This window comes from Anabaena sp. 4-3 (assembly GCF_001597745.1).
Taxonomy (GTDB): Bacteria; Cyanobacteriota; Cyanobacteriia; order Cyanobacteriales; family Nostocaceae; genus Trichormus.
This window is the reverse complement of record NZ_LUHJ01000074.1, coordinates 206,823-220,302: the sequence shown is the minus strand read 5'-3', so window position 1 is coordinate 220,302 and position 13,480 is coordinate 206,823. Positions and strand designations below refer to the sequence as shown.

Annotated in this window: 9 protein-coding genes and 1 pseudogene; 5 read left to right on the top strand and 5 right to left on the bottom strand. The window is 41.6% G+C overall.

Translation table 11 applies throughout. From position 1 onward, the window contains the following. Positions 1-64 precede the first annotated feature (64 nt). The 3 genes and pseudogenes from A3775_RS22275 to A3775_RS22265 form a co-directional block, all read right to left on the bottom strand. A pseudogene (locus A3775_RS22275) lies at positions 65-775 on the bottom strand (SulP family inorganic anion transporter); the annotation flags it as partial. 535 nt (positions 776-1,310) lie between these two features. Next, positions 1,311-2,477 carry a pyridoxal phosphate-dependent aminotransferase gene (locus A3775_RS22270; protein ID WP_066383278.1) on the bottom strand — a complete coding sequence of 389 codons (1,167 nt, stop codon included), beginning with the start codon at positions 2,475-2,477 and terminating at the stop codon, positions 1,311-1,313. Positions 2,478-2,707: 230 nt separating this feature from the next. Beyond that, positions 2,708-3,790 (bottom strand): class I fructose-bisphosphate aldolase, encoded by a 1,083-nt coding sequence (locus tag A3775_RS22265; RefSeq protein WP_066426842.1) that lies wholly within the window; start codon positions 3,788-3,790, stop codon positions 2,708-2,710. A 380-nt stretch (positions 3,791-4,170) separates the two neighbouring features. Between A3775_RS22265 and A3775_RS22260 the strand changes: the two genes are divergently transcribed. Beyond that, on the top strand, positions 4,171-4,614 hold the full coding sequence (locus A3775_RS22260; RefSeq protein ID WP_066383268.1) for a DUF2267 domain-containing protein: 444 nt from the start codon (positions 4,171-4,173) through the stop codon (positions 4,612-4,614). Between the two features lie 254 nt (positions 4,615-4,868). On the opposite strand, the gene A3775_RS22255 is transcribed toward A3775_RS22260, so the two are convergent. Beyond that, positions 4,869-5,327 carry a YbhB/YbcL family Raf kinase inhibitor-like protein gene (locus A3775_RS22255; protein WP_066383266.1) on the bottom strand — a complete coding sequence of 153 codons (459 nt, stop codon included), beginning with the start codon at positions 5,325-5,327 and terminating at the stop codon, positions 4,869-4,871. Positions 5,328-5,812: 485 nt separating this feature from the next. On the opposite strand from A3775_RS22255, the gene A3775_RS22250 reads away from it, so the two are divergent. The 3 genes from A3775_RS22250 to A3775_RS22240 all read left to right on the top strand — a co-directional run bounded on the left by A3775_RS22250 (position 5,813) and on the right by A3775_RS22240 (position 8,937). Continuing rightward, positions 5,813-8,248: a dynamin-like GTPase family protein gene (locus A3775_RS22250; protein WP_066383264.1), complete on the top strand. Its 2,436-nt coding sequence runs from the start codon at positions 5,813-5,815 to the stop codon at positions 8,246-8,248. A gap of 156 nt (positions 8,249-8,404) precedes the next feature. Next, the gene (locus A3775_RS22245) at positions 8,405-8,650 is read left to right on the top strand and encodes an HNH endonuclease (RefSeq protein ID WP_066383261.1); all 246 of its coding nucleotides are present in this window, start codon (positions 8,405-8,407) and stop codon (positions 8,648-8,650) included. 41 nt (positions 8,651-8,691) lie between these two features. After that, a complete protein-coding gene (locus A3775_RS22240; RefSeq protein WP_066383259.1) occupies positions 8,692-8,937 on the top strand; it encodes a hypothetical protein in 246 nt (81 codons plus the stop codon). Positions 8,938-9,049: 112 nt separating this feature from the next. Here A3775_RS22240 and A3775_RS22235 read toward each other — a convergent pair whose 3' ends face one another. Continuing rightward, positions 9,050-11,677, bottom strand: a complete 2,628-nt coding sequence (locus A3775_RS22235; RefSeq protein ID WP_066426840.1) for a DUF3536 domain-containing protein — start codon at positions 11,675-11,677, stop codon at positions 9,050-9,052. Positions 11,678-12,188: 511 nt separating this feature from the next. Here A3775_RS22235 and cax point away from each other — a divergent pair. Beyond that, complete coding sequence (cax, locus tag A3775_RS22230; protein WP_066383253.1) at positions 12,189-13,277, top strand: calcium/proton exchanger; 1,089 nt, start codon at positions 12,189-12,191, stop codon at positions 13,275-13,277. The last annotated feature ends 203 nt before the right edge of the window (positions 13,278-13,480 follow it).

The window sequence follows — 13,480 nt, the reverse complement described above, 5'->3', positions numbered from 1 at the left end:
ACTCCTGCTTCTCTACGAGACGCTGCGCGAACGCAGTGAGTGAGAGGCTTCTTTTTGTTTAAGCTAACCATGAGTCCAATAAACCCACAATCGACATACTGAAGGCATAGGGAAAGATAATTTGTAGTGTCTCTAAATTCAGGGGGACTTGGGGCAGTTTGAAACTGGGTAGGGATGCAGGAAAGCCACCGATGTCTCCGACTGTCGGGACTTTAATCCCACCAATAGACGCAATGGCTGTAATTACAATAATCGCCACTAAAGGCGAAGGTACAGCTTTGGTAAATCGGGGCAAAATATAAATAATCGCCAACGTTCCCGCCACCATTGGGTAGACTTGCCAAGGAACTCCTATCAATTGGGGTAACTGCGCCATAAAGATGGAAATAGCCAAGGCATTAATAAAGCCAATCATCACAGCGCGGGGAACGTATTTCATCTGGCGGCCTAGCTTTAACCAGCCAAAGATAACTTGCAAAATTCCCGTTAATACTGTCGCTGCTAACAGATATTCTAGTCCGTGTTCCTTGACTAAGTTAATCATCAGCAACGCCATTGCGGCAGTAGCGGCTGAGATTAAACCGGGCCTGCCGCCACAAAAGGCTGTAATCACGGCGATAGAAAAGGAGGCGTATAGCCCTACTTGGGGGTCAACACCTGCAATAATTGAAAAAGCGATCGCTTCTGGAATCAGTGCTAAGGCGACTAGAGTACCTGCCAAGATGTCTGCTTTGACATTAGAGAACCATTCTCTGTGCCAAACTGTTTTATTCAAATTAGCCTCCACTTCAGGTTTAATTCTGGAAACAAAAAATTAGCCAAATTACCAGCAATACCCCATTGAAACCCCTTTTGCTGTCGGTGCAATTTTCCAGTGGGGTTAAACTTTGGATCGCGGAAATTCTGATGTTATCCGCAAGCTGTTAAGACATTGCAATAGTTTTTTTCGTTAAGAGACTTGCAACTTTAAAAAATATCCAATATATAGGGACTTCAGTCAGAAAAACCCTTGATATACCAAGAAATTATTCGTACTGACGCAGCCTACTAACTATCTGCTTTTATGGTGGATTATTTATTTTTTGACAATAAAGTAAATTTTCTGGTAGTCTGCACATTTCTATCAATTTTTAGAGCAACTAGAATATATACTCAAGCTTGAGTAATATTCTTTTAGGTTGAATGTCATTAGCAGACTTAACAATATCACATAAAACTTTACATTTGCAATCAAAATTGCTACAGAATTTTGGTGTAATTTGTGAAGTTGTAGGGTCTACAGAAGTTGTAGACCCTAACTTGATGAATAGCTAAATCCGGCTACGCACAAACTTTTCTAACCTATCCATACCTTTTTCAATGGTTGCTAAATCGGTAGCATAGGACAGGCGGATATTGTGATCAGCACCGAAGGCAATACCTGGAATGACTGCTACTTGATGTTCTTCTATCAAGGCATTACAAAATTCGAGGGATTTTAAGCCGGTTTTGCTGATGTCGGGGAATAGATAAAATGCACCGTCTGGTTTAGGACAACTCAAGCCGGGGATGGCGTTGAGTCGATCTAACATTACCTGTCGCCGTTGGGCGAATGCTTGACGCATTTCTTCTACACAGTCTTGGGGACTTTCTAAAGCGGCGATCGCCCCATATTGGGCAAAGGTACACACGTTAGATGTACTATGGCCTTGGATGGTACTAGCGGCTTTAATCATTTCCACAGGCCCGGCTAAATAACCGAGTCGCCAACCTGTCATGGAGTAAGCTTTGGCAAACCCATTACTGATTAAGGTGCGCTCAAAAATTTCCTTTCCTAGCGAACCGATGCTGATATGTTGTGCGCCATCGTAGAGAATTTTTTCGTAAATCTCATCAGATACCACATAGATATCTGCATCAACTATTACCTGTGCCAAAGCTTTGATTTCCTCTGGCGTGTACACCATCCCTGTAGGGTTAGATGGGGAGTTGAGGACAAATAGCTTGGTTTTGGGGGTAATAGCTGTTCGCAGTTGTTCTGGGGTGATTTTATAACCCGTGGAAGCATCTGTCTGAATAATTATTGGTTTCCCACCCACTAAAGTTACCATTTCCGGGTAACTCAGCCAGTAGGGGGCCGGGATAATTACTTCATCGCCAGGGTCAATCAATGCGACCATCAAGTTGTACAGAGAATGCTTACCGCCATTAGTGACGATGACATTTTCTGCTTTGTAATCTAAACCATTATCAGATTGTAGCTTGCGGGCGATCGCTTCCCTTAACTTTGGTTCACCGGCGGCTGGGCCATACTTGGTTTTGCCTGACTCCAAAGCCTTGGCGGCTGCTGCTTTGATATGCGCTGGCGTATCAAAATCCGGCTCACCAGCACTAAAACTACAAACATCAATACCCTCTGCCTTCATCGCCTTAGCTTTCGCGGCGATCGCTAAGGTTAGTGAAGGTGTTACCTGACTTACTCTTGCTGCCAGCTTCATTCTTTCTTTATTTGGCAAATCTTTCACTTACTTTAGGATATCCCAGAATCCGCCTGAAATATAGGGGTGAGGTATGAGGTTAGCGGCTAGAGCAAAGTTGTATGATTCTGCACATAGATGGCTAGGAATCTGATTTTACGCCTGAAAAAACCCCGGTTGATTCCAGAAAATCGGGTTTTGATCGCTGACAAATTCGTAACTCAACAACAGGGAAATTTTTCTAGTCTAGCCTAGGCTATTGTCACATCTGGGGATAAATAAACATCCTGAATGGCGTGAAATAATTTTACTCCTTCCTCAAAGGGTTTTTGGAAAGTTTTTCTCCCAGAAATTAAACCTGTACCACCAGCACGTTTATTAATCACCGCAGTACGCACAGCTTCGGCAAAATCGTTTTTTCCAGACGCGCCACCAGAATTAATTAAACCTGCCCGTCCGCAGTAACAATTTAATACTTGATAACGAGTTAAATCAATGGGGTGGTTGGTGGTTAATTCCGTGTATACTCGTTCATCAATTTTACCATAACTTTCACCTGTGGCTTTGGCTACTGCTGCATAACCACGATTATTTTCTGGGAGTTTTTGTTTAATGATATCGGCTTCAATTGTCACACCTAAATGATTCGCCTGTCCAGTCAGATCAGCCGCTACGTGATAATCTTTATCTTGTTTAAAGGCACTGTTTCGCAAATAGCACCAGAGAATTGTCACCATTCCCAATTCATGGGCATATTTAAAAGCGTGGCTAATTTCTTGAATTTGGCGAGTAGATTGTTCTGAACCAAAATAAATGGTTGCGCCTACTGCTATTGCGCCTAAATTCCAAGCTTGTTCTACATCAGCAAATAATACTTGGTCATATTGATTGGGAAAAGTTAATAATTCGTTATGATTGATTTTGGCAATCAAGGGGATTTTGTGGGCGTATTTCCGGGAGACACTCCCCAATACCCCTAAAGTGGTAGCTACCGCATTACAACCAGAGGCGATCGCTAGTCTGATAATATTTTCTGGATCAAAGTAAATTGGGTTAGGTGCAAATGATGCACCGGCTGAGTGTTCAACGCCTTGATCTACTGGCAAAATGGAGAGATAACCAGTATTGGCCAAGCGACCTGTAGAATAAATTTGCTGAAGATTACGCAATACTTGGGGAGAGCGATCGCTATTCAACCATACTCTATCTATAAAGTCAGAACCCGGTAAATGCAGCAACTCTGGAGAAACTTTAGCTTTGTATGTCAACAGGTTTTCTGCTTCTTTTCCTAGCAATGACTCAATAGAGTTAGCTTCTAATAGCGTTGTAGTCATAGCGTTTTCCTTTGATATCAGCAAATGACCTTTGCCCTTAAGATAACATCTTATTCTGATTAATTCCGCATTAATTATCTGGGCAAAATTAGATATAAATCTGTCCTGAGATAAATATACAATTACCAATCAATAGTTTATTTGATCATGCTACATCAGGAATAATTCCTATAAACAAACAGATGGGATACAACTGACGCAGCAGCCTAAAAATCTGTCTAAATAACTAACTCATACCTGAGATAGATTAGGAGATAAAACATCACACCCCATTAGCCAGAAGAGAGTTAACTAATGACTTTCTTAGGATGACTTTAGAAATTTACTTTTCTCTTCAATATTGCTCTGAGTAGATTGAGCCGAACATAGGAGCTATTAAAATGACAATGACAGGATTAGATATCTTTGATACGACTGTGCAGAATACTATCCCTTGGGTGAATGAACTATGCAATAAATTGGGATGGGAGAACAAACACAAAGTATTTCAAGGGTTGCGTGCCACCTTGCACGCATTGCGCGATCGCCTGACAATAGAAGAAGCTGCTCATTTAGGCGCGCAATTACCCATTTTACTAGGGGGATTCTACTACGAAAACTGGCGACCAGGGGCAACTCCCGTTAAAGATAGAACCAAGGAAGCATTTCTCCAACATATCCGTGATTACTTCCGCACCTCAGATCCAGATATTGATGCTGAAGCTGTAGTTCGCGCTGTTTTTAAACTCTTGGCTGAACGAGTCACAAGAGGCGAAATTGCAGACGTAATTAATATGTTGCCGCCAGTTTTGCGAGAACTTTGGCCTGAAGAAGTACGTGCTTAAAGCGAATATACAGCACTTTGCAAGTAAATGAAGTAAAGATTTAAGATGACAAATCTTGTGGGGTGGGCATCTTGCCCGCCCTTATGTACTTCACTCACATGAAATATGCTCTAACAATTCCCATTCCCGTCAGGTACAGTCTAATTGAACGCAGATGGACGCAGATAAACGCAGATAATTGTTGCCTTATTGCACTAAAAAACGCTATATGTAGAGATGTTTCCTGAAACGTCTCTACATTTGCTTGACTGCGTTTAACGATGTTTTTGATAACGTCCAATTAACTCTGCCGTCGCCAAAATATGACCTGACATAGCCGCTTCGATTTCTTCTTTGCTAGCACCAAAATCTAATCCTAAAGGACTATCAAGTGCATAAAGTTTGAAAAAATAACGATGAGTTCCTTTCGGGGGACAGGGGGGAAAATAACCAAATTCATCACCATCATTTTTACCCTGAATTCCATTGCCATCTAACATTGGTGTATTAGGAATTGCTTCGGGTAAGTTGTTAGTTTGGTGAGGTAAATCATAGAGAACCCAGTGGACAAAGGTGCGATTTGGTGCATCTGGATCATCGACAATCAACGCGAAACTTTGAGTTTCTCTTGGCGCATCTTCCCACTTCAAGGAAGGGGAAATTCCTTCACCTTCGCAAGAAAATTTGAGTGGAATCATGCCATCGGCTGAAAAACTATCACTTAGCAGTCTCATGGTTCTGTGTGAAGGTAGATATTTGTTAAAGGGGATATTCAAATTTGATGATTGTATGCCATCATCCTAATATTGGAAAAGTTATTTTTTCCTCTTTCTCAAGTGGCAATTTATCATCTAAATAAGTAGGCTTAATTAATTGTTAGATAGTGGAACAGGCTTCTAGCCTGTTGACAGTCGGCCCATCCCACATTTTATATTTAATTGCAACCAGCTACTTAAATAAATATGAAATTGTAGGGTGCGTTAAAGCAACGGGCAACGCAGCGTATTTAATAGTGCGTGACTACTTAAGATTTAGCGTCAGACAATTATTGTAGGGTGGGCATTGCTGGCAATTTGCTCAAATCCTGAGTTTGACACTATAGGCAATGCCCACCTTCAGATGGATATGAACCTACTGAAGTTGACTGTAAGTAAGATTACGGAAGCACAAGCATCAAGCAATTATTAAAATATAATACAAATATTATCATGGTATCGTAATGTCAGAACTGCCGGATCAGTGTGATAATTTGAAAGAGCAAGTTGAGTCTATCTTGCAACTTTTACATCAAGAAGCAACTTTGCGATCGCAAGATATTACACCTGTACAAACTTCTCTAGGTAAAGCGATTTCTCCCAGGTTTGAAATTGTGTTTGCGGGTGCATTTAGCGCGGGTAAATCAATGTTAATTAATGCCCTGCTAGAACGAGAGTTACTGTATAGTGCAGAAGGACACGCCACAGGTACAGAATGTAAAATTGAATATGCAGAACCAAATCAAGAAAGAGTAGTTTTAACCTTTTTAAGTGAAGCAGAAATTAGGGAACAAGCGGCTTATCTATGTCAACAATTAGGATTTAAAACAGCAGCAAACATCAACCAAGCTGAAGTAATTAGCTTATTGTATCAAGGATGCGAAGCGATTATTCAGCAAGAAGGAGGCGAGAGTAAATCAGAACGTGCTAAACAAGCCAAAGCTTTAATATTATTGTTGCAAGGATATGAAGCTAACCGCCAACATATTCATACAATTAATCATGCTACCTATTCAATGGAGCAATTTAACTTTTCTAACCTCAAAGAAGCGGCGGGATATGCGCGGCGTGGTAGTAACAGCGCAGTTTTAAAACAGATTGAATATTATTGTCACCATCCCTTATTAAAAGATGGTAACGTAATTATTGACACCCCTGGTATTGATGCGCCAGTAGAGAAAGATGCACAGTTAACTTACGCCAAAATTCAACATCCCGATACATCGGCGGTGGTGTGTGTGCTGAAACCTGCGGCGGCTGGTGATATGACAAAGGAAGAAACCGAACTTTTAGAAAAAATGCGCGAGAATGCAGGAATACGCGATCGCGTGTTTTATGTCTTCAACCGCATTGATGAAACTTGGTATAATACCCAGTTAAGGCAACGACTGGATAATTTAATTAACACACAATTCCGCGATAGCAGTCGAGTTTATAAAACCAGTGGCTTACTCGGATTTTTCGGCAGTCAAATTAAACAGACAAGCGAACAAGATAGATTTGGATTAGACTCTATCTTTGCCGACAGCGTGCAAGGTGTAAATGGTGAGGAAGAAACACCACAGTTTGTTTATGCTTTCAATAATTATTGTGTCAACTCTGGAAAACTCACTTCTACAAATTTCCGAATTTCTCTGAATGGTTATGAATCACCAAATACTAACTATGTGAGAATTTTAAAAGAACAGGGAACACCGCTAATTAATCAAATCATTCTCGACAGTGGAATTGAGGAATTCCGCACAGCTATCACTCGTTATCTCACCGAAGAAAAGCGTCCCCAGCTTTTTCAAAATCTCGCCGATGATTTGGAAGATATTTGTATTAACCTGAAAAAACACTATCAATCATTGTACCGAGATTTAGATAGTCAACCCCGTGAAATTGAGACGATGAGAGCTTATGAATTACAGCGTCTCAATCAACAACTGCAACAAGTTGGTAAAGATTTTAGTCAGCATATTAACGCAGAAGTGAATCAGTTAATTAATAATGGTTGTGATGGGTTTGAGGCTGATTTTAAACAATTACAATCTCGGATGATTCGCCGTTTAGATGAGTTATTAGACAGCTTTTCTGTAGCTGATGCTTATCGTCGTGCAACCTTGAGTCATCCGCGCAACGCTACCGCACCCTTACTAGCAATTTTAGTAGAGGCATTTTATTATTTAGCCAATCAATTAGAAGACATTCTCATAGAATCTTCCTGTCAACTGATAGCAAATCTTTTCCAAAGCTTAATGGAGAGGGTACGTAAATCAGAATATTATCGGCAATTGTATCGTTTGTTGGGGAATGATGCGGGGATTGAACAGAAGTTACAAGCTGTAGAAAAACAGGTATCGCAGTCGTTAGTCGATGCAGCGAGTGTAGAGTGCGATCGCTTTGTGAGAGAAAGTCCTTTATTCTATGATGAAGGGACTTTTTCCATCTATCAATTTCGCCAAACCTTACAGCAAACTTCCCAAAGTTATGACTGTGAAAGTATGGTGGAAGCCGAGCCAGCAATTAGGCAGTTATTAAAATTAGATTTTGAACCAAAAGTTTCGCAAGCTATCCGCAGAACTTTCCGTCAGACTATTAACCAAATCCTCAAAAGTCAATTGTTACCTATTACTGAGACACAAGCGGATGAGATTTTACAGCAGTATCCCCAAGCGCGGGTTTATTTAGAAAAAACTCTGCAAAAAGAAGCTGAGGAGAAGATTGCTAATAATCGGCGTTTACTTGATGCTGTTGAGCAAAAAATTGAGGCTTATAATTTGGCGGTGAGTAATATTAATGGTTGTTTACAAGCTATGCAGTTATATGAGCATCTTTTACCTGTGATTAATATGAGTGAGTCAGAGGTGTTGGCAAATTTTTCTGATGGTTTGTTAGAGAATGTAGTAGAGATTTAGGCTTGGTTTTTTCTTGAAGTCCGCGCGGGCGGACTTTGTTTTTATTCTTGGGTTTATCCGGGAGATATGGAATTTTCTCACGCAGAGGCGCAGAGGCGCAGAGAGGAAGAGAGGTTAATATGGGAAATGAGTTTAAACAGGTAGAATGTGATAATTATGAATAAAACTCCACGTATTCGTATACCGCCAGAGGTGAGAAAATATGTATTTCAACGTGACAGATATCAATGTCAAAGTTGCGGGAAGACAGGTTTAGAAACAGATTTGACGATTGATCATATTATTCCCTTGGCGCGTGGGGGAAAAAATGATATGAGCAACTTACATACCCTCTGCTTCACCTGTAACCAGCGCAAAACTGATAAACTTGACAACCGCTTCCGGCGACATTTTAAAACATAGGTTAAGATGGCATCTCAGGTTAATTGTCAGTTTGAGAATTTATGCTTCAAAACCGTAACAGCAATTACAAAAAGTTCCCGCAATTGAAAACTACATTAATTGCTATTTCTGTCACAATGGTTACTTTAGTAATAGCTTTCCCTTGGTTATACGAAGTTAAAACCAAAGCTGGTATTAATATTTCCAAAAGTCGCCACGCTGGAACATTTTTAGAAAAACATACAGGCGGAATTTTTCGCTGTGAATGGCTGTATCCTTACCGTTGCCGTCGCCCATTCAAAAATTAAATAAAAAATCAGGTGCGTTACCCAATAAACGCACCCTAACCTTCTCACAAAACCGGAAAACTCCTCTTAAACCCTCCGCGCACCTCCGCGTAACCTCCGCGCCCCTCCGCGTTTAAAAATCCAACCTTTCGGATACCTGACTCACATCAACTTTTAACCTCTCCCCCAACTTAAGCAACTGTAAACACTGACTACTACCCTCATGATTACTCTGACCAGCAACACACAAAGGTAAAATTTGACTGTGTAAACAGCTAAAATATAACTCTTGAGATTGATGTAAAGAAATGTCAATATCTAACTGATATCCTACATCAATCAACCGTTCTAAAGATTGGATATCTGTAGCAAAACTACCATTACTATCGTGTAACAACCTCCAAAGTAAGCGCAAAATTACCTGTTCTAGTATCTGCTTACCTTCAGGAATATTTAACCGACAACGTAAATGTTTAGCTTCAGTCGCGATCGCCTCCAATTCTACTATATAAATCCCGATCAAAGACGGCTCGCTGATATCCTGTTCTAGCGATCGCAATGTTGACATACAGCGATACCCCAACGCAATCTCAGCCGCTACCTGTAACTCTTGCGGTACAGCCAACTCATCCCGGTGAAACGCCATAATCACACCATAATTATCGCGGTAAGCTTGGGTGTATAATTGGTCTAACCTTGAGAGCGTTTCCTGACTGAGTAACCGCATAATCCGGTGACGTTCCTCAGCAAACAGATTTTGTAAGTTATAAGCTTCACCAGCAAATAACTGTGTCATCGCTAAAATAGTTTGTGCTGCGCTAGCTTGTTGCAGCGAAGTAAACAGCTTATCTTTTAATTGGCTGTAGTCGCGTCTACCAGTAAATAGTTGAATACAGCAATGAAAATCCCAGCCGCCTAAATGCAGCACTGCAAACACTAAATTTTCACTTTCCCAGGTAATATCAGATACTAGCTTTAAATTCCCAACGGCTAGGGTTAATGCTCCCATGCGTTGCAATTGGTAATCTATCTCATTCACAGAGTAGCAATAAACACGCTTGTGCTGATGACCGGGGGCTGATCCCTGAGCATTAAATAAGGAAGAAATGGCATAATGGGCAGCTACCTGTTTAAAAGTAATTTGGGCAGTTTGCACCAGTTGGCGATAAACTTCTGCACCATGTTTAAAAATCTGAACATTACTAGGGGCTAAACCCAAGCGTTTGAGGAAACCTTTTTCTAATTGCACACCAGCCACATCACCCGCCAGTTCCAACGCACGGGCGGCGTAACGCATAATTTGGGTTCCCTCTGGGCGAGAAAGTTCTTCAAAAAACCAACCGCAACTGGTGAACATCAACAAACTATGACGCTGCATTTCCAACAAACGTAAAGCGTCTACTTGTTCGGCGGCGGTGAGTTTGTGGGTTTGATGACGAGACAGAAATCGACTCACATTAGCAGCAGAGCGATCGCGTATTACCTGAATATACTCATCCCGTGCTAACCAAGGATCACGGAAAAATTGTTGACCATATTCTTCATACACTTCCACCAACTGATCCCGCAACCAGTTTAAAGCATTCCGCAACGGTCGCCGCCATTTTTGATGCCATACCCCACCTTCACCACCACAACCACAGTCATCTTGCCATCTATCTACACCGTGGGCGCAACTCCAAGCCGTCACCGGTTTTAATTCTACTTCCCAAGCGGGAGGATGTAAGCTTAGGTAGTGAGCAAAGTTTGTCACCGTCCAATTGTGCTGCGGAAACTCTTTAATAAAAGCGTAGGCGAGGGTTTTTTCTGTTCCCCGCTTATGATGTCCGAAGGTTTCCCCATCTGTCGCCACAGAAATTAATTGCGATTGACGATGATCCCCGCGCACCGCCGCACCAATACGCCCGGCTAGGTGGTTAGAACTATAAACCACATCACTAAAACCCATGTCCCGTGAAATCGGGCCATCGTAAAAGAAAATATCAATATATTGACTGTTGGTAGTTCCCTTACTTCCCTTCAAATAGCAACGATAGGGACGGGTGGGATCAATTTGACTACCGCCGACTTCGTGCCATTCTGGTTGGGGATCATCTTGAGTTGGTAAAGGGCGACAACGCTGGGCTTGAGATGGTGCCAGGACAATAAAGCGAATACCTTCAGCCACCAAAGCCTTTACAGTTGCGTAGTCTACGGCGGTTTCAGCTAACCACATCCCTTCGGGATCACGACCAAAACGACTGCGGAAGTCTTCCTTACCCCAGCGAATTTGGGTATGTTTATCCTGTTCATTCGCCAGAGGCATAATAATGTGATTATACACTTGGGCGATCGCATTCCCGTGACCATGCAAACGCTGACAACTTTTCGCGTCCGCCTCCAAAATTCGTTGATAAACCTCCACATCATAGCGTTCTAGCCATGACATCAGCGTAGGGCCGATGTTAAAGCTCATATATTCGTAATTATTCACGATTCCCACTACTTCCCCTTGGTCATTTAAGACTCTGGCGAAAGCATTCGGGCGGTAACATTCCCAGTGAATGCGTTCATTCCAGTCATGGAAAGGCGCAGCACTCGGTTGACGTTCTATCGCATCCAGATAAGGATTTTCCCGTGGTGGCTGGTAAAAATGACCATGCACGGTGACATACACACCATTAGCTTTACTCAAGGGATCACCTTGATGAGCCTGTTTGGTGGTTAATTTTGATGTTGATGTTGAGCCAGCACTAGCTGGCAGTTCAGCAGCAGAAGTCATGTATATTTATCCAAAAACAAAAACTTACACTTACGCCGGAAATATCCAATTTAAACTTTCTCCAGAAGTTTAAAAGCTTAATCCGGTATAGACTAAAACAAGAGTTATGGGATACAGCTCAATTGCAAAGCCTGTAATCTTATTATTATCGTAAATCTGCGTTCCTGCACAGCTGTTTCCCCACAGTCATGAAACTATCAGCCAATAAATCACGCCTTAGTTGGTTTTTTAATTGGTAGAGCCAATCAAAGATTTAATTTTCTTTTAATTTATTAAAACCCATTTTTGAGATAAAATTGCGGCTAAAGTTGATATTTTTGCTACAAAAGATTGAGAAAAATTCACAAATTGCAATCATAGTTTACATAATTAGTCTTCAAGCTATCAACAGTATAATTTCTGAGTAGATTTAGGGAAAGTTGAGAGTATCTTAGACTCTGGTTGTACACTCTAGGTATATTTTTAACCATCACAGATACCTGTGGATCAAACTCTCAACTAAAAGTCACAAATGTCAGTCAAAAACATTGTTTTTCTGTTTTTATTACTGTTTATCCCCATTTCTCTAGCCGCCCATTTTCTAGAGTGGGGAGAGTTAACCGTTTTCATCACCGCCGCTTTAGCCATTCTCCCCCTAGCGGCTTGGATGGGTACAGCTACAGAAGAAATTGCTGTGGTAGTAGGGCCGACTCTTGGCGGGTTGTTAAACGCCACCTTTGGCAATGCTACAGAATTAATTATTGCTTTGGTAGCCTTGAAAGCTGGGCTAGTGAATGTCGTCAAAGCCAGTATTACCGGCTCAATTATTGGTAACTTACTCCTAGTAATGGGGCTGTCGATGCTGTTGGGCGGACTGCGCTATAAAGAACAAACATTTCAACCGATTGTGGCGCGAGTAAATGCTTCTGCCATGAATTTGGCAGTAATAGCGATTTTGCTCCCGACAGCGATGAACTATACATCTAAGGGAATTGGTGAACAAACCCTGCAATATTTATCTCTGGCTGTGGCAGTAGTGTTAATTTTGGTTTACGCTTTGACGCTGCTATTTTCCATGAAAACCCACGCCTATTTATATGATGTGGGAGTTGCAGAAACCGAAAGCGAAGAAACCCATAGCAAACCTAATATGTGGTTATGGAGTGGTGTGTTGTTAGTATGCACACTGTTTGTGGCATTAGAGTCAGAATTGTTGGTTGATTCTTTAGAAGTTGCTACTTCTCAGTTGGGTTTGACAGCACTGTTTACCGGGGTGATATTAGTTCCTATCGTTGGTAACGCCGCCGAACACGCCACAGCCATCACCGTCGCCATGAAAGATAAAATGGATTTGTCTTTATCGGTGGCGGTGGGTTCCAGTATGCAAATTGCCTTATTTGTCGCCCCCGTGTTAGTCATTGCTGGGTGGATATTTGGTCAACCAATGGATTTAGATTTTCAGCCGTTTGAATTAGTAGCCGTCGCTGTATCAGTGTTAATTGCTAATAGTATTAGTTCTGATGGTAAGTCCAATTGGTTAGAAGGCACTTTACTATTAGCCGCCTATACAGTGTTAGGCTGTGCGTTTTACTTTCACCCGATTATTGATGGTTTGGGGTAGTTTTGTAGAACACACATCTTGCACCCGTTCCTTGATGCTAATTTTTGGAGATAATTTTTGTAGGGTGGGCATTGCTTACAAGTTGTTCAAAACCTGAGTTTTAGGTTGTTGGGTGTGCATCGCCTGGAGCTGATTGAGAATGGTGCAAGATATGACAGTAGGGAGGCAGGGGAAGCAGGGGAAGCAGGGGGAGAAGATTTTTA

Excerpts from the sequence above, each read along its gene's own strand:
- A3775_RS22265 (WP_066426842.1), bottom strand. The coding sequence starts at position 3,790 with ATGACTACAACGCTATTAGAAGCTAACTCTATTGAGTCATTGCTAGGA.
- A3775_RS22260 (WP_066383268.1), top strand. The coding sequence starts at position 4,171 with ATGACAATGACAGGATTAGATATCTTTGATACGACTGTGCAGAATACT.
- A3775_RS22255 (WP_066383266.1), bottom strand. The coding sequence starts at position 5,327 with ATGAGACTGCTAAGTGATAGTTTTTCAGCCGATGGCATGATTCCACTC.
- A3775_RS22240 (WP_066383259.1), top strand. The coding sequence starts at position 8,692 with ATGCTTCAAAACCGTAACAGCAATTACAAAAAGTTCCCGCAATTGAAA.
- cax (WP_066383253.1), top strand. The coding sequence starts at position 12,189 with ATGTCAGTCAAAAACATTGTTTTTCTGTTTTTATTACTGTTTATCCCC.
- A3775_RS22235 (WP_066426840.1), bottom strand. The coding sequence starts at position 11,677 with ATGACTTCTGCTGCTGAACTGCCAGCTAGTGCTGGCTCAACATCAACA.
- A3775_RS22270 (WP_066383278.1), bottom strand. The coding sequence starts at position 2,477 with ATGAAGCTGGCAGCAAGAGTAAGTCAGGTAACACCTTCACTAACCTTA.
- A3775_RS22245 (WP_066383261.1), top strand. The coding sequence starts at position 8,405 with ATGAATAAAACTCCACGTATTCGTATACCGCCAGAGGTGAGAAAATAT.
- A3775_RS22250 (WP_066383264.1), top strand. The coding sequence starts at position 5,813 with ATGTCAGAACTGCCGGATCAGTGTGATAATTTGAAAGAGCAAGTTGAG.